At 68.1% G+C, this 17845-nt stretch carries 15 protein-coding genes; 3 read left to right on the forward strand and 12 right to left on the reverse strand.

Going from position 1 to position 17845, the window contains the following annotated elements; translation table 11 throughout:
* The first annotated feature begins 124 nt into the window (after positions 1 to 124).
* Both C8J43_RS05720 and mdoH read left to right on the forward strand, forming a co-directional pair.
* Positions 125 to 1621: a glucan biosynthesis protein gene (locus C8J43_RS05720; RefSeq protein WP_133030129.1), complete on the forward strand. Its 1497-nt coding sequence runs from the start codon at positions 125 to 127 to the stop codon at positions 1619 to 1621.
* Positions 1621 to 3441 carry a glucans biosynthesis glucosyltransferase MdoH gene (gene mdoH, locus C8J43_RS05725; RefSeq protein ID WP_243645444.1) on the forward strand — a complete coding sequence of 607 codons (1821 nt, stop codon included), beginning with the start codon at positions 1621 to 1623 and terminating at the stop codon, positions 3439 to 3441. Before C8J43_RS05720 ends, mdoH begins: the two co-directional genes overlap by 1 nt.
* Before the next feature lie 92 nt (positions 3442 to 3533).
* Here mdoH and C8J43_RS05730 read toward each other — a convergent pair whose 3' ends face one another.
* From C8J43_RS05730 to C8J43_RS05775, 10 genes are all read right to left on the reverse strand, one after another.
* On the reverse strand, positions 3534 to 5033 hold the full coding sequence (locus tag C8J43_RS05730) for a DHA2 family efflux MFS transporter permease subunit (RefSeq protein ID WP_133030130.1): 1500 nt from the start codon (positions 5031 to 5033) through the stop codon (positions 3534 to 3536).
* On the reverse strand, positions 5030 to 6454 hold the full coding sequence (locus C8J43_RS05735) for a TolC family protein (RefSeq protein ID WP_243645445.1): 1425 nt from the start codon (positions 6452 to 6454) through the stop codon (positions 5030 to 5032). The genes C8J43_RS05730 and C8J43_RS05735 overlap by 4 nt, the downstream gene beginning before the upstream one ends.
* 113 nt (positions 6455 to 6567) lie before the next feature.
* Positions 6568 to 7470 carry an efflux RND transporter periplasmic adaptor subunit gene (locus C8J43_RS05740; RefSeq protein WP_133030132.1) on the reverse strand — a complete coding sequence of 301 codons (903 nt, stop codon included), beginning with the start codon at positions 7468 to 7470 and terminating at the stop codon, positions 6568 to 6570.
* Positions 7467 to 7673, reverse strand: a complete 207-nt coding sequence (locus C8J43_RS05745) for a DUF1656 domain-containing protein (protein WP_056052175.1) — start codon at positions 7671 to 7673, stop codon at positions 7467 to 7469. Before C8J43_RS05745 ends, C8J43_RS05740 begins: the two co-directional genes overlap by 4 nt.
* Positions 7670 to 9712, reverse strand: coding sequence for an FUSC family protein (locus C8J43_RS05750; protein WP_133030133.1), 2043 nt, complete (start codon positions 9710 to 9712; stop codon positions 7670 to 7672). The genes C8J43_RS05745 and C8J43_RS05750 overlap by 4 nt, the downstream gene beginning before the upstream one ends.
* Complete coding sequence (locus C8J43_RS05755; protein WP_207893339.1) at positions 9709 to 10161, reverse strand: MarR family transcriptional regulator; 453 nt, start codon at positions 10159 to 10161, stop codon at positions 9709 to 9711. Before C8J43_RS05755 ends, C8J43_RS05750 begins: the two co-directional genes overlap by 4 nt.
* A 180-nt stretch (positions 10162 to 10341) precedes the next feature.
* Positions 10342 to 11001, reverse strand: a complete 660-nt coding sequence (locus C8J43_RS05760) for a thymidylate kinase (RefSeq protein WP_133030134.1) — start codon at positions 10999 to 11001, stop codon at positions 10342 to 10344.
* Positions 11002 to 11039: 38 nt separating this feature from the next.
* The gene (mprF, locus tag C8J43_RS05765) at positions 11040 to 13613 is read right to left on the reverse strand and encodes a bifunctional lysylphosphatidylglycerol flippase/synthetase MprF (RefSeq protein WP_133030135.1); all 2574 of its coding nucleotides are present in this window, start codon (positions 13611 to 13613) and stop codon (positions 11040 to 11042) included.
* 105 nt (positions 13614 to 13718) lie between these two features.
* A complete protein-coding gene (locus tag C8J43_RS05770) occupies positions 13719 to 14435 on the reverse strand; it encodes a virulence factor (RefSeq protein WP_243645446.1) in 717 nt (238 codons plus the stop codon).
* A 113-nt stretch (positions 14436 to 14548) separates the two neighbouring features.
* Complete coding sequence (locus C8J43_RS05775) at positions 14549 to 14836, reverse strand: chorismate mutase (RefSeq protein WP_060526366.1); 288 nt, start codon at positions 14834 to 14836, stop codon at positions 14549 to 14551.
* A 151-nt stretch (positions 14837 to 14987) separates the two neighbouring features.
* Here C8J43_RS05775 and C8J43_RS05780 point away from each other — a divergent pair, with 151 nt between their 5' ends.
* Positions 14988 to 16016, forward strand: coding sequence for a polyprenyl synthetase family protein (locus C8J43_RS05780; RefSeq protein ID WP_133030137.1), 1029 nt, complete (start codon positions 14988 to 14990; stop codon positions 16014 to 16016).
* A 148-nt stretch (positions 16017 to 16164) separates the two neighbouring features.
* Here C8J43_RS05780 and C8J43_RS05785 read toward each other — a convergent pair whose 3' ends face one another.
* Both C8J43_RS05785 and C8J43_RS05790 read right to left on the reverse strand, forming a co-directional pair.
* Complete coding sequence (locus tag C8J43_RS05785; RefSeq protein WP_133030138.1) at positions 16165 to 16611, reverse strand: hypothetical protein; 447 nt, start codon at positions 16609 to 16611, stop codon at positions 16165 to 16167.
* A gap of 106 nt (positions 16612 to 16717) precedes the next feature.
* Positions 16718 to 17683, reverse strand: a complete 966-nt coding sequence (locus C8J43_RS05790; protein WP_133030139.1) for a cation diffusion facilitator family transporter — start codon at positions 17681 to 17683, stop codon at positions 16718 to 16720.
* Positions 17684 to 17845: the final 162 nt, after the last annotated feature.

Genomic DNA, 17845 nt, shown 5'->3' on the forward strand with positions numbered 1-17845 from the left:
CTGATACCTCCGCCGGAGCCCCGGGGCGGGTCAGGCTGCGCCTCAACCACGGCCTGTCGACGCGCGCGCGCACCCGCTATATGTTACCGCGTCGCAACATGATGATTTTCAAGGGAGCCACGGCATGATCGGTCGACGCGAAGTGATGACCGCGCTGGGTCTGTTGGGGTTCGCCCCGCAGGCCGCCGCCGCGATGGCGCGTACCGCCACCGGCAAGACCGAGCCGTTCTCCTGGGAGGCGCTGCAGGCGCGCGCCGCAACGCTCGCCACCAAGCCGTACCAGGCCCCCGCCAAGGTCGCCGCCGCCGCCGCGATCGATTACGACAAGGTCGGCAGCATCCGCTTCCGCGCCGACAAGACGCTCGCCGACGGCATCCGCCTCTTCCCGCTCGGCCGCTATGCGCCGATGCCGGTCGCGATCAACGTCGTCGAAGGGGGGCAAGCGCAGCGTATCGAATTTTCGCGCGCGTTGTTCGAGGCCGAAGAAGGCCACGCCGCCGCGCTCGGCATCGCAGGGTTCCGCGCGATGGCACCGGGCGGCACCAGCGACTGGATGGCGTTCCAGGGCGCCTCCTATTTCCGCACCGCCGGTGCGCAGGATCAATATGGCCTGTCCGCGCGCGGTCTTGCGATCAACACGGGGTTGCCCGGTCGCGAGGAATTCCCCGATTTCACCGAATTCTGGATCGAGCGCACCGGCAACGATGCCTACACGATCTACGCGCTGATGGATGGCGCGAGCGTCACCGGCGCGTACCGCATCCAGTCGCGGCATGTCGCCGGTGCGGGCGTCGAGCAGCAGGTTTCGTCCGTGCTCAACCTGCGCCGCGACATCGAACGGCTCGGCGTCGCGCCTGCTACCAGCATGTTCTGGTACGGCGAAGGCAATCGCGCCGCCGCGGTCGACTGGCGTCCCGAGATCCACGACTCGGACGGTCTTGCGCTGCTCACCGGCGCTGGCGAACGCATCTGGCGCCCGCTCAACAACCCGCCGCATGACACGCTGGACAGTTTTGCGGACCAGGCGCCCAAGGGTTTCGGACTGATCCAGCGCGACCGCAATTTCGATCACTATCAGGACGACGGCGCGTTCTACGATCGCAGGCCGAACCTGTGGGTCCAGCCGCAGGGCGACTGGGGCAAGGGCGCGGTGATGCTGTATGCGTTCCCGACCAACAGCGAGACGGTGGATAACGTCGTCTCGTTCTGGACGCCGGCCGCGCCTGCGAAAGCAGGGCAGCGGTTGCAGTTCGATTATATTCTCAGCTGGAAATCGACCGATCCGACCGCAGTCGCAAGTGCGGCGCATGTCGTCGACTGCTGGCAGGGCGTGGCGGGGCGGCCGGGTGCGGAGCCGGTGAAGGGCGCGCGGAAGCTCGTGGTCGATTTCATCGGCGACGGTCTCGCCGGGCTTGATCGGCAGAGCGGCGTGACGGCGAAGATCGATGTCGTCCGCGGGAAGGTGCTCGCCAACGCGGCCTATCCGGTGGTCGGCCAGAAGAATCGCTGGCGCGTCACCGCCGACGTGGCCCCCGATGCGCAAGGACCCGCCGACGTCAGGTTGTTCCTCACGCGCGGCGGTCGTGCGCTCAGTGAAACCGTCCTGACGCCGATCTTCTGATGACCGTGCTTCCCGCCGTGATGCCCTCCATGATGCCGGGCGAAACGCCGATCGAGATGCTCCCGCAGCGTTTCGACGGGCCGCCGCCGCCCTGGTCCGCACCCGAGCCCGGGCCGGGGATGGTCGTGTCGTCGGACGACATGCTCGCGCGCCGGATCATCCTCGTACTGATGACCGGCCTGCTGGCGACCGCGGCGTCGTCGGCGGTGCAGGAATCGCTGCTCGCGGATGGGCTGAGCTTCTGGGATGTGGCGTTGCTGGCGCTGTTCTTCCCGCTGTTCGCGTGGATTTCCTTCGGATTCATGAACGCCGCGATCGGCTTCGTGCTGTTGATGACCGGCGGCCATCCGGGGTTCGTCCCGACCCCGCGACAATCGGAACCACTCGAAGGGCGCACCGCGATCCTGATGCCGGTCCACAACGAGGACATCGATGCGGTGTTCGAGCGGATCGCGTGGATGGCGCGCGCGATCGCCGCGGGTGGTGTCGCCGACCGGTTCGACATCTTCATCCTGAGCGATTCCGGTGAAGCGGCGGAGGCGGCCGAGGTCGCGGCGTGGAAGCGCCTCGCGCCGACGCTCGACTGCGCGCTCTATTACCGTCGCCGGACCGTGAACGTCGGCCGCAAGCCGGGCAACGTCGCGGAGTGGATCCGGCGGTTCGGCGGCGGCTATCGCTACATGCTGATGCTCGACGCCGACAGCTTGATGGGCGGCAACACGATCATCGGCATGGCGCAGGTGCTCGAGCGGCGGCCCGCGGTCGCTTTGCTCCAGACCGTGCCGGCGGTCATCAACGGCGTTACCCTGTTTCAGCGCTGGATGCAGTTTGCCAGCCGCCTCTACGGCCCGATCTCGACCGCGGGCCTCGTCTGGTGGTCAGGCTCGGAAGCGACCTTCTGGGGCCACAACGCACTGATCCGGATCGAGGCGTTTGCGTCGAGTTGCGGGCTCCCGGACCTTCCCGGCCGCGCGCCCTTCGGCGGCGTCATCATGAGCCACGACATGGTCGAGGCAGCGTTGCTGCGGCGGCGCGGCTGGCGCGTCCACATGCTGATGACCGAGGAGACGTTCGAGGAATATCCGCCGACGCTGATCGATGCGGCGGTGCGCGACCGGCGCTGGGCGCAGGGCAATATCCAGCATCTCAGCCTGCTGACGTCGTCGGGGTTCCACTGGGTCAGCCGGCTCCAACTGCTGATGGGCGCGTCGGCGTTCATCACCTCGCCGGTGTGGCTGCTGATGATCGCGACCAGCGTCGTGCAGGCGCTGATCGGCGAGCGCAACATCGTCGAGGCGCAGACGTCTCTGCAGGTGCTGTTCGTCACGCTGTTGCTGCTGTTCGGGCCGAAGCTGTTGAGCGTGATTTGGGCGTTCTCTAATGCGGAGCGGCGCGCGGGGTTCGGCGGGCGGCGCGGGATCGTCAGGTCGGTCCTGGTCGACGTACCTTTCTCGATGCTGTCCGCGCCGGTGATTGCGCTGACGCAGACGATGGACCTCGCGGGGATCCTGATGGGGCGGAAGTCGGGCTGGGCGCCGCAGAACCGCGATGCGCACGAACTTTCGTTGCCGGACGTGATGCCGCGCTATCGCTGGCATGTCGGGGTGGGGGTGGCGTTGCTGCTGGTGACGCCGTTCGCGCCGATCACCGCGGCCTGGCTCGCGCCGGTGACTCTGGGACTGTTGCTCAGTCCGTTCCTGACGATGCTGACGGCGAGTGAGAAGGCGGGGCGGTGGGCGCTGTCGCACGGGATGTTCGTCGAGCCGGGCGAGCATGTCTCGGTGCTCTCGCGGCCGTCGCTGCCGGCGCATTCTAACTAGCCTCCGTCATCCTGACGAAAGTCAGGATCCAGGGTAACTAAGCGTCACCCGTCTTCGCTCTGGATCCTGACTTTCGTCAGGATGACGGCGGGTTACGCCCGGTGCCCGCTCAACTCCGCGCCCGCATTCACCGCGAAGCGTCGGTTCCAGATCGTTGCCGACGCCGACACCGCGGTCACCACCAGGAACGCCAGCGTGAAGTCCGTCAGCGCCGGCCGGGTCGCGCCCGTGCCGAGCATCCCGACATGCAGCGACGCCGCCCCCACACAGATGCCGAGCGAGAGCATGAGCTGCTGGAACGTCGCGTAGAAGCTGGTCGCGCTGCTCATCCGCGACGACGGGATCTCGTCATACGCGATCGTGTTGTACGCCGAGAACTGGAACGACATGAAGAACCCCGAGATCATCAGCACGCCGAAGATCACCGGGATCGGCCAATCCGGGCGGAACAACCCCGCGACTGCGTAGCCCGAGCTTGCGCAGAGTCCGCCGACGATCAGGCTGTTGCGGAACCCGAAGCGCCTGAGCACGCGCGGGGCGAGGCTCTTCATCATCAGCGAGCCGATCGCGCCGGCGATCGTGATCGCGCCGCTCGCCGCCGCGGTCATGCCGAAGCCAAGCTGGAGCATCATCGGCAGCAGGAACGGCTGCGCGCCCTGCGTGATGCGGGTCAGCGATCCGCCGATCACCGACAGCCGGAAGGTCGGGATCCGCATCAGCGACAAATCGAGGATCGGGTCGCTGCGATGTTTCGCGTGGCGGATATACGCCACGCCCGCAACCAGCCCGACCGCGATCAGCACGACGGCGCGCGACAATTCGCCGGTGCGGCTGGTCATTTCGAATCCGAACAACAGGCAGCCGAGCGACACGCCCGACAGGATGAAGCCGGGCACGTCGAACCGCGCCGGCTTGTCCTCGCGGACCTCGCCGATGAAGCGCGTTACCAGGATCACGCCGAGCAGGCCGATCGGGACGTTTAGGTAGAAGATCCAGCGCCAGTCGAGATAGGTGACGATCGCACCGCCGACCGGGGGGCCCAGGATCGGGCCGATCAGTGCGGGCATGATCAGCCACGACATCGCCTGGACCATGTCTTCCTTGGCAACGCTGCGAAGCAGGACGAGGCGGCCGATCGGGATCATCATCGCGCCGCCAAGACCTTGCAGGAAGCGGGCGACCATCATGAACGGCAGGCTGGTCGCCTGGCCGCAGAGCATTGATCCGCCGACGAAAAGGAGGATCGCTGCGCGGAAGATAGTGCGCGAGCCGAACCGGTCCGCGAGGCGACCGCTCGCCGGGATGAAAATCGCGAGCGCCAGCAGGTACGACGTCAGCGCCGAACTCATGCTGGTCGCGGGGACGCCGAAATCGCGCGCCATCGTCGGCAGCGCGGTCGCGAGCACGGTCGAGTCCATCTGCTCCATGAACAGCGCGCAGGCGATGATCAGCGCGGTGACGCGGTAGTTGCTCGGTGTGTGCGGCAACGCGTCGGGGTCCTTGGCGACGCGCGCGATGGTGTCGGCAGCGGGCATGATGCCGTCGCGGATTTCGCTGTTGATCGACGCCAGCCCGCGGCGACGCAGCCTCATGCCTGCCACCCCCCGCCGAGCGCCTTGAAGACGTCGACCTGGCGATCGACGAGCAATGCGTCGGACGCGGCGAGGTTGGCCTGCGCGGTGGTCAGCGCGGCCTGCGCGGTCAGCAGCGACAGGAAGTCGGTGCGGCCGAAGCGGTACAGCGTCCCGGCCTGATCCGCGGCGCGTGCGGCGCTGGACTGCGCGCGGCGGAGGGCTGCGTTGCGGTCGCCTTCGCGCGCATACGCGGAGAGTGCGGTTTCGGTCTGGCGAAGCGCTTCGAGCGTGGTCGAATCGAACTGCGCGAGTGCCTGGTCAGCCGCCGCGCCCGCCTGGGCGATTTGCGCGCGGATAACCGGGCGGTTGGGGAAGCTCCAGCTGATCAGTGGCCCAAGCCCTAGATGGAACGCGTTGGTCGAGCCGAGCGACGAGACCGGACCGGTGAACCCGGCCGACCCGCCGAGGCTGACCTGCGGATAGAGGTTGGCGGTGGCGACGCCGATCCGCGCGGTCGCGGCGGCAAGCGTGCGTTCGGCCTGGCGGATATCGGGGCGGCGCAGGATCAACGCGGTCCCGTCGCCGATCGGCAGCGGGCGGGTGAGCGCAGGTGGCTTGGCACAGGTCGCGACGTCCTTGGGATAGTCGGCGGGTGTGCGGCCCATCAGTGTGGCGAGACGGTACAAGGCGGCGGTGCGTGTCGCGACCTGCGACGGGATCAGCGCCTCGCTCTGGTCGACCGCGGTCCTGGCGCGAGTCACGTCGAACGCGGTGCCCCGGCCGCCGCGTTGCAGTCGCTGCGTCACGTTGAGCGTCTGGCGTTGCAGCGCGAGGATGCGGTTGTTCGCGGCTAGCACCATGTTGGCGGTGCAGGCGGTGGCGTAGCTGCGCGCGGTCTCCGCGGCGACGGTCACGCGGACGTTGTCGCGCGCGGCGGCGACCGCCTCGGCATCGCCTTGGGCCGCCTCGATCGCGCGGCGGATGCGGCCCGACAGGTCGAGCGGGTAGGCGAGGGTAATGCCTAGGTTATAGTCGAGCGTGCCGGGCAGGTTGCCGCCGGTCGTATAGGGGCGGTCGAGCGAGGCACCGCCGCCGAGCACGGTCGACAGCGTGCGGCCGGCGGCGACTTCGGCGACGACCGCATCGGCGCGGCGCAGGTTGGCGTCGGCGGCGCGGAGATCGGTGTTGGCGGCGAGCGCTTCGGTGACGAACGCGTCGAGACGGGCGTCGCCGTAGAGTTGCCACCAATGGTCGGGGAGGGGGGCGTTGGCGAACGCCTTCTCGTGGCCGCTGTCGAACGCGCCTTGGGCGGAGGGGCGGTTGACGACGGCGGACTCGGGGAGCGCGTAGTTCGGGCCGGCGGTGGTGCACGCGGCGAGGGCGAGGGCGAGAATACTCGCGGCGATACCGCGGCGACCTGTTCGCCCTGTTGGCCCCACACCGTCATCCTGACGAAAGTCAGGACCCAGAGCCACGCAGGACATCGCTTGTAACCCTGGATCCTGACTTTCGTCAGGATGACGGCGGGGGGTGGGTCGGATGGAGGCGCACGTCATGCCGTCGTCCCCGGTGCGACGCGTGGTTGCACCGTTACCGTTGCGGTCCGTCCGACGATGAGTTGTACCCCCTTCGGTACGTGCGTCAGCTTCACCCGAACCGGGATACGCTGCGCCAGCCGCACCCAGTTGAACGTCGGGTTCACATTGGGCAGCAGGTTCGTCGTGTTCGTCCGCTCGCTGTCGTTGATCCCCGCCGCGATGCTATCGACGCGGCCGTGCAGTGCCTGCGGTTCGCCCATCAGGTGGACGATCACCGGATCGCCGACGCGGATGTTGCCGAGCTTGGTTTCCTCGAAATAGCCCTCGACGCGGAGCGAATCGGTGTCGACCAGCGCCATCGCCTGGGCGCCGGTCGCGATATAGTCGCCGGGGTGGAGGTCGAGGTTGGTGACGATGCCGTGCACCGTGGCGCGGACGGTCGTGCGGGCGAGGTTCAGCGCGGCGGTCGAGCGGGCGCTCTGGGCCTGCGCGAGCGACGCGGAGGCGGTGGCGACGCGCGCGACGTTCTGCTCGTGTGTTTCCTTCGCGACCAGATCGCCGAGCGCCAGATCGCGCTGGGCCTCGCGCCTCGCCTGCAATAGCGTCGCGCGCGCGCTCGCGATCGACGCGTCGGACTGCGCCAGCGTCAGCTGGAAGCGGGGGCGATCGACCACGAACAGCACGTCGCCGGGCTTCACCGCCTGGTTGTCGTGCACCGCGACCTGCGTGACGAGCCCGGCGACGTCGGGCGTCACGCGGACGATGTCGGCGCGGATCTTCCCATCGCGCGTCCACGGATCGGTCTCGTAGTGCTTCCACAGCCAGATCCCGACGAGCACCGCCAGCAGGACGATCACCAGCGTGACGGCGGAACGGCCGAGCGGCGCGAGCAGCGATTTGAAACGGGAAGCGGTCATGCGGAAGGTCCGGTGAGCAGGGCGAGCAGCCCGAGGATGAGGATGAACAGCGCGAGATCGACGAGCGGGCGATAGGTCACCACGCGGTAGAAGCCGGCGAAAGCGAGCAACCGCGTCGCCAGTCCGGTGAGCAGGACGGCGGCGACCGCGAGCAGCAGGATGCTCGGCAGGAAGACGCCGCCGATCGAGATTTCGCCGGTCATGGGGTTGCTCCGTACGCGGGCGCCTGGGGGAACAGGTTGCGCCGGAGCGAGGTCAAAGCCAAGACGCCGGTGCGGTGGCGATCCCGCGTGCTGGTCGCGAACCCGGCCATCGCCGTGTCGATCCCGGCGAGCAGATCGGGCTCGGGCGGGGCCGGCCTGTCGGGGCGCAACGCGCGGTAGTGCCTGCCGACTCCGCGCAGCACCGGGGTAATCGCCGCGGCCTCGCCGGGCGTGCCGTCGAGCCGCAACTGCTTGAGTTCGCCGACCGCGACGCCGACGCGCAGATCGGTCAGCGCGTCGAGCAGCGGCTTGCCCGGGTCCTCGCCCTGCGCTGCGAGCCGTGGTGCCAGCAGCCCGATCCGGTCGAGCATCCGCGCGATCCAGCCAGCGGCATCGGGGCGGCCCGGCGAGTCGCTCCGCGTCGCCAGTTCGCGCCAGCCCGCGCGGATCAAACGCCGTGCGCTGGTGTCCGCGCCGATCGTCTGAAACAGTCCGACCGTGACGACCGCGAACAACGTGCCGACGAGCTGCGCGATGCCGCCGTTGATGAACGCGCTGAAGTCGCTGCCGAAGCGGTCGTTCAGCCCGACCGTGTTCAACCCGCCGAGCAGCGCGCCGAGCGTCACCAGCAAGGTCGCGGGGCGCGCGAGGTACATCCCGCCGATCAGCATCGGGGGGGCGAGCACCGCCATCAGCGTCACGAAATCGGTGACCCGCGGCAGGATCGCGAAGGCATAGACCGCGGAGATGACCAAGCCGATGATCGTGCCGTAGAAGAACGCCATGATCGACGGCGCGGGATCGTCGCTGTTGCCGAACAGCGCGCAGCACACGCCCGCGATCAGCACCGCGCCCGCGCCGTCCGCCCAGCCGGTGCCGATCCAGAAGATGCAGCCGAGCAGGATCGTCGCGATCGTGCCGAGTGCGGCGCGGAGCGCGATGCCGCGGTCGCGGTGGAGCGGGCGCTTCGTCGTGCGCGCCAGCAGCCGGGTCACGGCGGGCGTGACGGGCGTGCGCGACGGCGAACGCATCTGGTCGCGCAGGTCGCGCGCGTTGCGATGCGCGTCGATCAGCTCGGCCAGCCGTGCAAGCAGGCTGAGCCGCAACGCGTCGCGCCAGATCAGCGTGTCGTTGACGGGAGGCTCGAGCGCCCTGGCACGGGCGATCAGCGCGTCGGCGGTCTCGCGTCGTTCGGCGAGCGGCAGCGGATCGCGCAGCCAGTCGCGGACGTCCTCGATCAGCGCGATCGCTTCGGGGCGGGGGGCGTCGGCACCGCGTCGCAACTCGACGATCCGGTCGTCGACCGCGCTCGCCAGCGGGAGCAGCATCGACAGCTCGGCCTGGAGCGCGCGGAGCGTGCGGACACGCGGCAACAGGCGGGCGGTATCGAACGGCAGATGGATGGAGAGCTGATGCAGCTCGTTGATGTCGAGCGCGAGACGGCGGCGGTCGCGACCGAGTGCCGCATCGGACTCGCCCGCGAGCGAATCGCGCGACCAGCGCTCGGCATCGCCGAGGATCGCGTCGATCCGTCCGAGCAGTACCGCGGTCACGGTCTGCGGAAAGACGAAGCCGTGGATCAGGCTGCCGCAGAGGATCCCGATCGTGATCTCCTGGACGCGCAACGCCGCCGTCGTGAACACCGCGCCGGGCGCTTCGACCGACGGGAAGCCGATGATGCTCGCGGTATAGCCGGCCAGCAGGAACAGGTACGCGCGGGGGGTGCGGTCGAGCAGCGAGATGTAGAGACACAGGCCCAGCCACAGCGCGAGACCGAGCGACAGCAGCTCGGGCGCGTTGACCAGATTGGGCACCAGCACCACCGCCGCGACCGCGCCCAGCACGGTGCCTGCGACGCGGAACACCGCTTTCGACAGCACCGCGCCCGCCAGCGGCTGCGCGACGATGTATGACGTCGTGACCGCCCAATAGGGGCGCGTCAGGCCGATCCGAAGCGCGATGTAATAGGCCAGCATCGCCGCGACGAAGCATTTGACCGTGAACAGCGCCTCAGTGCTGCCGAACCGCGAGAGCATCATCGCGCGCGATCCGCCTGAAAGCGCGCGCCGAGCCGTTCGGCGACGCGCAGCGCGGTGGCGAGATCGTCGTCGGACACGCCGTCGAGCATCGCGTGGCGCAAGGTCGCGAATTTCGACTCGATCGTGGTGACGAGCGTGCGACCGCGGTCGGTGAGGCGGATGCGGCTGACGCGTGCGTCGTCAGGGTCGCGGTGGCGCTCGACCAGCCCGGCGGCGGTCATCTGGTCGATCGAACGGACCAGCGAGGCCTGCGTGACGTCGAGTTCGTTCGCGAGATCGGTCTGGCGGACGTCGTCACCGAGCCGCCCGACCTGGACCAGCGCCCATCCGGTGGAGGCCGACACGCACATGTCGCTGAGCGCGCGATCCGCCGCCTGCCGCCACAGACGCGCGAGCGGCATCAGCGTGCGGGCATAGGAGGATTCGAGACGGGCGCGGGTAGAAGTCATTAGCGTGCTAAGTAATGACGTTTGCCGATGCTGCAATGCGGAATTCGCGACCGGAAGGAAAAAACGTGTCTGCGCGGATGGTTACACGACCAATCCGTCATCCTGACGAAAGTCAGGATCCAGAGTTACACAGGATATCGCTCGTTACCCTGGATCCTGACTTTCGTCAGGATGACGGCATTAGTCGAGCAGCGCGACGATCTCTGCGGCGATCTCTGCCGGCAGCCGCGACTCCCCGGCCTTCACCGTCGACACCGTCGCCCAGCGCCCGAGCAACCCGGCCTGCGCCATTGCCGCATAATTGGTCCGGACGCGGTCCTGCAGTCCGGTATCCGCTTCGTACGCGTCGAACGCATCGTCGGTGTACGACCGTTTGCGCTTCTTCAGGATCAACCCGCGGGCGATTGCGGCGGGGGTATCGAGATATACCGACAGATCGGGGGTCGGCAGCGCGAACGCACCGGTCTCGAGGTCGGCGATCCACGTCATCATCGCATCGGCCTCGTGCGCCGGCACCTGCGCCGCCTGGTACGCCATGTTCGAGGCGATGTAGCGGTCGAACACGACGACGTCGTTCGCCGCCATCGTCGCGAGCAGGTGATCGCGCGATTCCATCCGGTCGAGCGCGTAGAGCACCGCCGCTGCCTTGGGCGAGGTGCCGCGCGGCAGGGTGCCAGCGAGCATCGCGCCAAGCGCCCAGCCGCCGACCGTCTCGGTGTAGCGCGGGAACGACACGACCTCGGCGGTACGGCCGGTGGCGCGCAACTGCTCTACCACCAATGCCGAAGCGGTAGCCTTGCCCGCGCCGTCGGCGCCTTCGATTGCCAGGAGGAAACTCATCCCGTCTGCCCTAGCAAGGCGGCGGGCCCTAGCAAGCCTTACCGACTCACCAAAGCCTGCAAATCGATCAGCCCGCGCAGCAGCGACGTGCCGCCCGGCGAGGCGATGTAGCGCGGCGTCCAGTTCGGCCTGAACTTCTCCTTGTACGCGCGCAGGCCCGCGAACCCGTAGAATCGCTCGCCGTGGCGGAACAGGAACGCGGCCACCTTCGACCAGGTCGGCGATAGCCGCCGCGCCTCGATCCCCGACAGCGGCGCCATCCCGAGCGAGAAATTGCGATAGCCGTGCTCATGACCCCACAGCATCAGCCGGGTGAACAGGAAGTCCATGCCCCCCTGCGGCATGTCCTCGGCGTGACGCATCAGGTCGACCGACAATTCCTGGCCGTTCGGGGTCGCCCAGATATTGGCGAAGGCGACGATCCGCTCCTCGATCCGTACCACCGCGCAATCGAACGTCGTCAGATAGCCGGGTTCGAACCGGCCGACGCTGAAGCTCTTCTCGGCATGATCCTTGTCGGCCAGCCACCAGTCCGAGATCGCCTGCAGTTCGGGCAGGATCGCGGGCATGTCGGCGGCCCGCACGACCGCGAACTCGGCGCCGGCGCGCTCGGCGACCCGGCTCGCCTTGCGCACGCTGCGCATGTCGGGCGTCTCTAGCGTGAAGCCGCCGAGTTCGACGGTCGCCTCCTCGCCGTATTTGACGAGTTTCAGCCCCATCTCGATCGCGATCGGGACGATGCGCAGACCGATCTGGTACAGCAGCAGCCGCCCTTGCGCGGCATCGGCCCGCGCGCGGATCGCCCAGAGCAGTTCCGACCACGCCTCGGCCGGGCCGACGGGATCGCCGATCACGATCCAGCTCGCGCCCTTGACCTGATACATCAGGAACGCGTCGCGGCTGTCCGACACCAGGAAGCGCTTGTCGCCGGTGAAGGCGAGCATCGCGTCGGTCCGGTCGGCATGCGCGAGCGCGGCCTCCGCCACGTCGGCGGGCAGCACGTCGTGGACGAGCGGCACGGGCGCCGCCGCGAACAGCCGCCAGATCGCCGCACCGATCAGCAGTAGTCCGACTGCAAGGCTGGTGCGCAGGAACCGCGAGGCGTTGGCGTTGGTCTCGAACTCCCACCACAGATTGCTCGAATAGCCGACGCGGTGGTACGCGAAGAACCCGATCAGCACCGACAGGCCGATCGCCGCGCCGACCCCGACCAGCCATTCGGGTGACAACGGCTCCGCGGTCAGCCGCGTCCGCCGGTAGAAGGCGCCGCGCGTCCATTGGAGCGCGGCGGCGGTCAGCAACAGGACGGTCGCCTCCTCGTAATCGAGGCCCTTGGCGATCGACAGCAGCGCGCCGGCGATGAGCAGCGTCCGGGCCGCCCAGAAGGCTCCGTCGAGCCGGCGGTACAGCCCGAGTGCCACGAACAGCAGCATGACCCCGACGAGGCTAGCCGCGACATGCGCCATCTCGCTGATTGGCAACGGCAGGATCGTCGCCAGCGCGTTCATCCGGCCGGGCGCGGCGGGCAGCGCGCCCGACACCAGCAGCATCGCGCCGCTCATGAACACGAGCACGCCGAGCAGCAACGGCGCCAACGGCAGCGCGATCGTCAGCGGATCGGTCCCGCGGCCTCCCTGATCCGGCGCGCGCGCCCGCTTGCGCCATTGCCGGCCCTCGTGGAACGCGAGCAGCACCGCCGCCAGGATCAGCGGCGCGACGTAATAGATGATCCGATAGGCGAGCAGCGCGGCGAGGATGGTTGCGTTGTTCTGCGGCATGGTCGCGATGATCACCGCCTCGAACACGCCGAGCCCGCCCGGCACATGGCTGATCAGCGCGACGACGATCGCCACCGCATAGCCAAGGAACAGCACCGGATAGAGGTCGGGGGAGGCGTTCGGGAGCAGCACGAACAGCGCTGCGCTCGCCGCTGCGAGATCGACCGTCGACACCAGCAGCAGCGCGAGCGCCTGGCGCGCGTCGGGCAGCGGCAGCCGCCAGCCCAGCAGTCCGATCGAGCCGCCCTGGCGATAGCGCAGGACGATCGCCAGCATCGCCAGCGGGATGCCGATCCCGAACGCCCGCTCCAGCAGCGGCGGCAGCGTCCAGTGGACGATCGGCAGCATTCCCGGATGGATCGCCATCGACAGGCACGCGACGCTGATCACCCCCGCCCAGAACGTCACCCCGGCGATCAGGACGACGCGCGCGACTCCCGCCTCGTCCAGCCCGGCGCGACTGTAGACGCGGTAGCGCGCCGATCCGCCAGTCAGCATCGCGAGCCCGAGATTGTGGCTGATCGTGTAGCTGGTGAACGACGCGACGGCGGCGGTCCGCCAAGGTAGCGGATGACCGATCACTCTGAGTGCGATGGTGTCGTAGAAGGTCAGCGCGATGTAGCTGACGACGGTCAGGCCGATCGACGCCGACAGCGCGGGCCAGCCGAGCGCCGCGAACGCCGTACGCACCTCGGACAGGCGGATCTCCGCGGTCAGCTTGTGGATCGCGGCGAAGCCGAGCACCGCGACAAGCAGCACCGCGAGCGCGATCAGCGTGCCGCGGCGATGCACGATCCAGTCGCGGATCCGGACGAGGGTGGGTCGCGTCGTCATGACCTGCGCAAACCGTGTTTCCGAACCCGAGTCCCGCTACGAGGCGGACGTGTCTGTTCCCCGGCCCCGATAGTGTCCGGCATTGGCAAGCTCATCGACGACCCCTCAGCGCGCGAACACGAACCGCGCGAGGACATCGTAGAGCGCATCGGCGTCGCGGTGAAGCGGATGTCCGCCGGGCAACGCCACGTTTTGCACATTGGGCTGTGTCAGCAAGGGGCACAGGCTGCCGGTTTCCTCCTGGCCGTGCACGCACAGTAGCGGCACCCAGGTCAATCGCCGCGCGGTCGGCAGGGCATCGATCGTCGGCGTCCAGAGATCGAAGATTTCGCTGGGCGAGGCGCGGAACTGGACGTTGTCCTCGGGCACGATCAGCGCCACCCGCACGATTTTCGCGCGCAGGTCGGCGGGCAGGTCGATCAGCCCGACGTGCAGCATGTCCGCGCCGAACGATTGGCCGATCAGCACGACCTTGTCGGTCTGGCCCAGTCGCAACGCGCGGCGTTCGGCATCCGCGATCAACCGCGTGATGTCGGCGGGCGTCCGGGTCTTGCGCAGATAGGTCAGCGTGTTGACCGCGACCACCGGCACGCCGTCCGCCGCCAGCCGCCGCGCGATCTCTCGCGCCATGCCGATCCGGTAGCCGACATCGCTGGTCAGCAGAACCGCGGCGAACGGGCGCTTAGCAGTGGTGGGGGACGCATTGGTCGCGGGGACGTCCGTGAACACCGGGCCGCCGAAATAGCCCAGCCAGCCCATGAACCCCGATGCGATCACCGCCAGGACCACGAGTCCGATCAGAGCACGCCGAAGACCCGTCATCATCGCTGCCCTACCAAGGACGGGATGATCGCGAGATGGAGCAGCCGTGACGATTCCGTCACGTCGCGCCTGACGGCCGCCGCCGGTAGACCGGCCGGCGAAGCGGGCGCGGTTCAGGCCGGATCGTGCGCAAGCTGCTCGTGGTGACGAATGACCTCGTCGATGATGAAGCGCAGAAACTTTTCCGAGAATTCCGGATCGAGCTGCGCCTCCGACGCGAGATGCCGCAACCGCGCGATCTGGCGCTCCTCGCGGCCGGGATCGGCGGCGGGCAGGCCGTGGGTCGCCTTGTGCCGGCCCACCGCCTGCGTCACCTTGAACCGCTCGGCGAGCATGTGGATGAGGGCCGCATCGATATTGTCGATGCTCTGGCGATATCCGGTCAACAGGTCGTCAGCCACCTAAAACACCCTTTCGTTGGTTCGGCGCGCCTTTTGCGAGGATACGGCCGGATCGGCAAGATGTCCGCGGGGCAAGTCGTGGCGGGCCGGGGTGAGCCGAGGGTCGGCAAGGGTTGCTTTGCAGGGGCATAGGCGGCAGAGGCTCGGGGAGATGAGCGCCACCGTCCACCGCCTCGAAACCGTACGTCCCAATCCCGAGTCCCAGCCGTCGCTGGACCCGATGGTCAAACTCGTCACCGGCGACATGGACCAGGTCAATGCGGTGATCCGCGGCCGGATGCAGTCGGAAATCCCGCTGATCCCCGAACTCGCGGGTCATCTGATCGCCGGCGGCGGCAAGCGGATGCGGCCGATGCTCACGCTCGCGAGTGCGCAACTGATCGGGTATGCGGGGACGCAGCATCATCTGCTCGCCGCCGCAGTCGAGTTCATCCACACCGCGACGCTGCTGCACGACGACGTCGTCGACGGCTCGGACCTGCGTCGGGGCAAGCGCACCGCCAACATCATCTGGGGCAACCCGGCCAGCGTGCTGGTCGGCGATTTCCTGTTCAGCCGCAGCTTCGAACTGATGGTCGAGGCCGGCAGCCTCAAGGCGTTGAAGATCCTGTCGTCGACGAGCGCGGTGATCGCAGAGGGCGAGGTCAACCAGCTCACCGCCGCGCGCCGCGTCGATCTCGGCGAGGAGCGCTATCTCGACATCATCGGCGCGAAGACCGCGGCGCTGTTCGCGGCTGCATGCCGGATTTCGGCGGTGGTGGCCGAGCGTCCCGAGGCGGAAGAGGCTGCGCTCGACGCATACGGCCGCAACCTCGGCATCGCGTTCCAGCTGGTCGACGACGCGATCGACTATGTCTCGGACGCGGATACGATGGGCAAGGACGCAGGCGACGATTTCCGCGAGGGGAAGATGACGCTCCCGGTGATCCTGGCGTATGCGCGCGGCTCGGCCGAGGACCGTGCGTTCTGGAAGGATGCCGTCGAAGGCCGCCGCGACAGCGACGCCGATCTCCAGCACGCGATCCGCCTGATCCGCTCGACCCGTGCGATCGACGACACGTTTGCAAGGGCACGTCACTACGGCCAGCGCGCGATCGATTCGATCGCCGGCTTTGCGAACGGTGCCGCCAAGGACGCGATGATCGAGGCGGTCGAATTCGCGGTCGCTCGCGCGTACTAGACCCTTCCGTTCGCCCTGAGCGAAATCGAAGGGTCTGACCAAAGCGCAGGTGCTTCGACTTCGCTCAGCACGAACGGCACATTGCGTAGACACAAAAACGGCGGCCGATCGCTCGGCCGCCGTCGTCGTTTCTAGCGTCGGCTAAGGCTCAGCGGCACTTCACGTTGCCGCGGTCGACCGAGCGGCCGAGCAAGGCGCCACCGCCGGCACCCGCCAGCGTGCCGAGCGTGCCGCCGCCGATCAGGTTGGCCAGCGCGCCGCCACCGAGTGCACCGATCACGAGGCCGGTCGTGCCGTCGTTGCGCTTGCAATAGGCGCGGCCGTCGCGACCACGATAGATCCGGTCGTTGCGGCCGAGGCGGCGCTCGCGGTACTTGCCGTCCTGATAGCTGCGCGACGGATCCCAGTTGCGGTCGTCGCCGCGCCAGTTGCGATCGTTACCGCGGCGGTCGTTGTTCAAACGGCGATCGTCACGATCGCGACGATCGTTGTTGTCGCGCCGATCGTCGTAACGCTGCGCGGTCGCGGCGGTCGGCAGCATGGCCGGCGCTGCGACGGCGACCGACATCAACGCTGCGATAAGATGCTTCTTCATGAACTTTGCTCCTGATGCGTGACAGAGTAACCCGTGCGGCACCGGAAAGTTCAAACAGCTAGGTTTGGAATCCCAAGTTCAGACGCCGAAGTTCGAACGGCGAAATTCAAACAGTCGCCGAGTCCGCCATCGAACAGTCGTGGCCGTTGCCTGTTTCGACCTGCAACGTCGCGTGGCCGATGCCGAATTTGTCGTGGAGCATCGTCCTGGCGTCGCTGAGGAACCGATCGCCGGGGTGGCCGGCGGGCATCACGAGGTGCGCGGTGAGGACGGGTTCGGTGGTGCTCATCGGCCAGATATGGAGATCGTGGATCTCGGTGACGCCGGGCAGGCTGCACAGCGCCTGGTCGACATGGTCGAACTCGATCCCACGGGGGACGGCGGACAGCGACATCTCGACGGTCTCGCGGAGCAGGCCCCAGGTCTGCCAGAAGATCAGGACGGCGATGACGATGCTGACTGCGGGGTCGATCCAGGTCAGGCCGGTGCGCCAGATCACGAAGCCGGCGATTACTACGCCCGCCGACACCAGCGCGTCGGCAGCCATGTGGAGGTACGCGCCGCGGATGTTGACGTCGCCCTTGCGGCCGCGTGCGAACATCCACGCGGTGAACGCGTTGACGGCGATGCCGATGCCCGCGACCATCGACACGGTCAGACCGGCAGTCGGGGCGGGATCGGAGAAGCGCTGCGACGCCTCCAGCACGATCGCGCCGAGCGCGACCAGCAACAGCAATGCGTTGGCCAGCGCGGCGAGGATCGTCGAGCCTTTCAGCCCGTAGGTGTAGCGCTTGGTCGGTGCCGTGCGCGCGAGCATCGTGCCGCCCCACGCGACGACGAGGCCGAGCACGTCGCACAGATTGTGGCCGGCGTCGGCGAGCAGCGCGACCGAGTCGATGCGCAGGCCGACGATCGCCTCGACGACGACGAACACGATGTTGAGGCCGATGCCGATCGCGAAGGCGCGGTCGAACGAGGCCGGAGCGTGGCTGTGGCCGCCGTGCGAGTGGCCCCCGCCGTGGCTGTGTGAGTGACCATGCGAATGGTCGTGCCCGTGATGATGTCCGCCCAACGCTCGGCACTCCGCTAAATCCCGCCGCCGCCTAGCATCGACGTATCGTGAGATACTAGGACGCGGGATCAAGAACCTACGCTCTGGCTATTTCAGTGTCGTCATCCCAGCGAACGCTGGGATCCAGAGCCGCGAACCGCAACATTCTTGGCTCTGGATCCT

This window comes from Sphingomonas sp. PP-CE-1G-424, from assembly GCF_004341085.1.
Taxonomy (GTDB): Bacteria; Pseudomonadota; Alphaproteobacteria; order Sphingomonadales; family Sphingomonadaceae; genus Sphingomonas.

Coding starts and splice junctions, on each gene's coding strand:
- C8J43_RS05720 (WP_133030129.1), top strand. CDS start 125: ATGATCGGTCGACGCGAAGTGATGACCGCGCTGGGTCTGTTGGGGTTC.
- mdoH (WP_243645444.1), top strand. CDS start 1,621: ATGACCGTGCTTCCCGCCGTGATGCCCTCCATGATGCCGGGCGAAACG.
- C8J43_RS05730 (WP_133030130.1), bottom strand. CDS start 5,033: ATGAGGCTGCGTCGCCGCGGGCTGGCGTCGATCAACAGCGAAATCCGC.
- C8J43_RS05740 (WP_133030132.1), bottom strand. CDS start 7,470: ATGACCGCTTCCCGTTTCAAATCGCTGCTCGCGCCGCTCGGCCGTTCC.
- C8J43_RS05745 (WP_056052175.1), bottom strand. CDS start 7,673: ATGACCGGCGAAATCTCGATCGGCGGCGTCTTCCTGCCGAGCATCCTG.
- C8J43_RS05750 (WP_133030133.1), bottom strand. CDS start 9,712: ATGATGCTCTCGCGGTTCGGCAGCACTGAGGCGCTGTTCACGGTCAAA.
- C8J43_RS05755 (WP_207893339.1), bottom strand. CDS start 10,161: ATGACTTCTACCCGCGCCCGTCTCGAATCCTCCTATGCCCGCACGCTG.
- C8J43_RS05760 (WP_133030134.1), bottom strand. CDS start 11,001: ATGAGTTTCCTCCTGGCAATCGAAGGCGCCGACGGCGCGGGCAAGGCT.
- mprF (WP_133030135.1), bottom strand. CDS start 13,613: ATGACGACGCGACCCACCCTCGTCCGGATCCGCGACTGGATCGTGCAT.
- C8J43_RS05770 (WP_243645446.1), bottom strand. CDS start 14,435: ATGACGGGTCTTCGGCGTGCTCTGATCGGACTCGTGGTCCTGGCGGTG.
- C8J43_RS05780 (WP_133030137.1), top strand. CDS start 14,988: ATGAGCGCCACCGTCCACCGCCTCGAAACCGTACGTCCCAATCCCGAG.
- C8J43_RS05785 (WP_133030138.1), bottom strand. CDS start 16,611: ATGAAGAAGCATCTTATCGCAGCGTTGATGTCGGTCGCCGTCGCAGCG.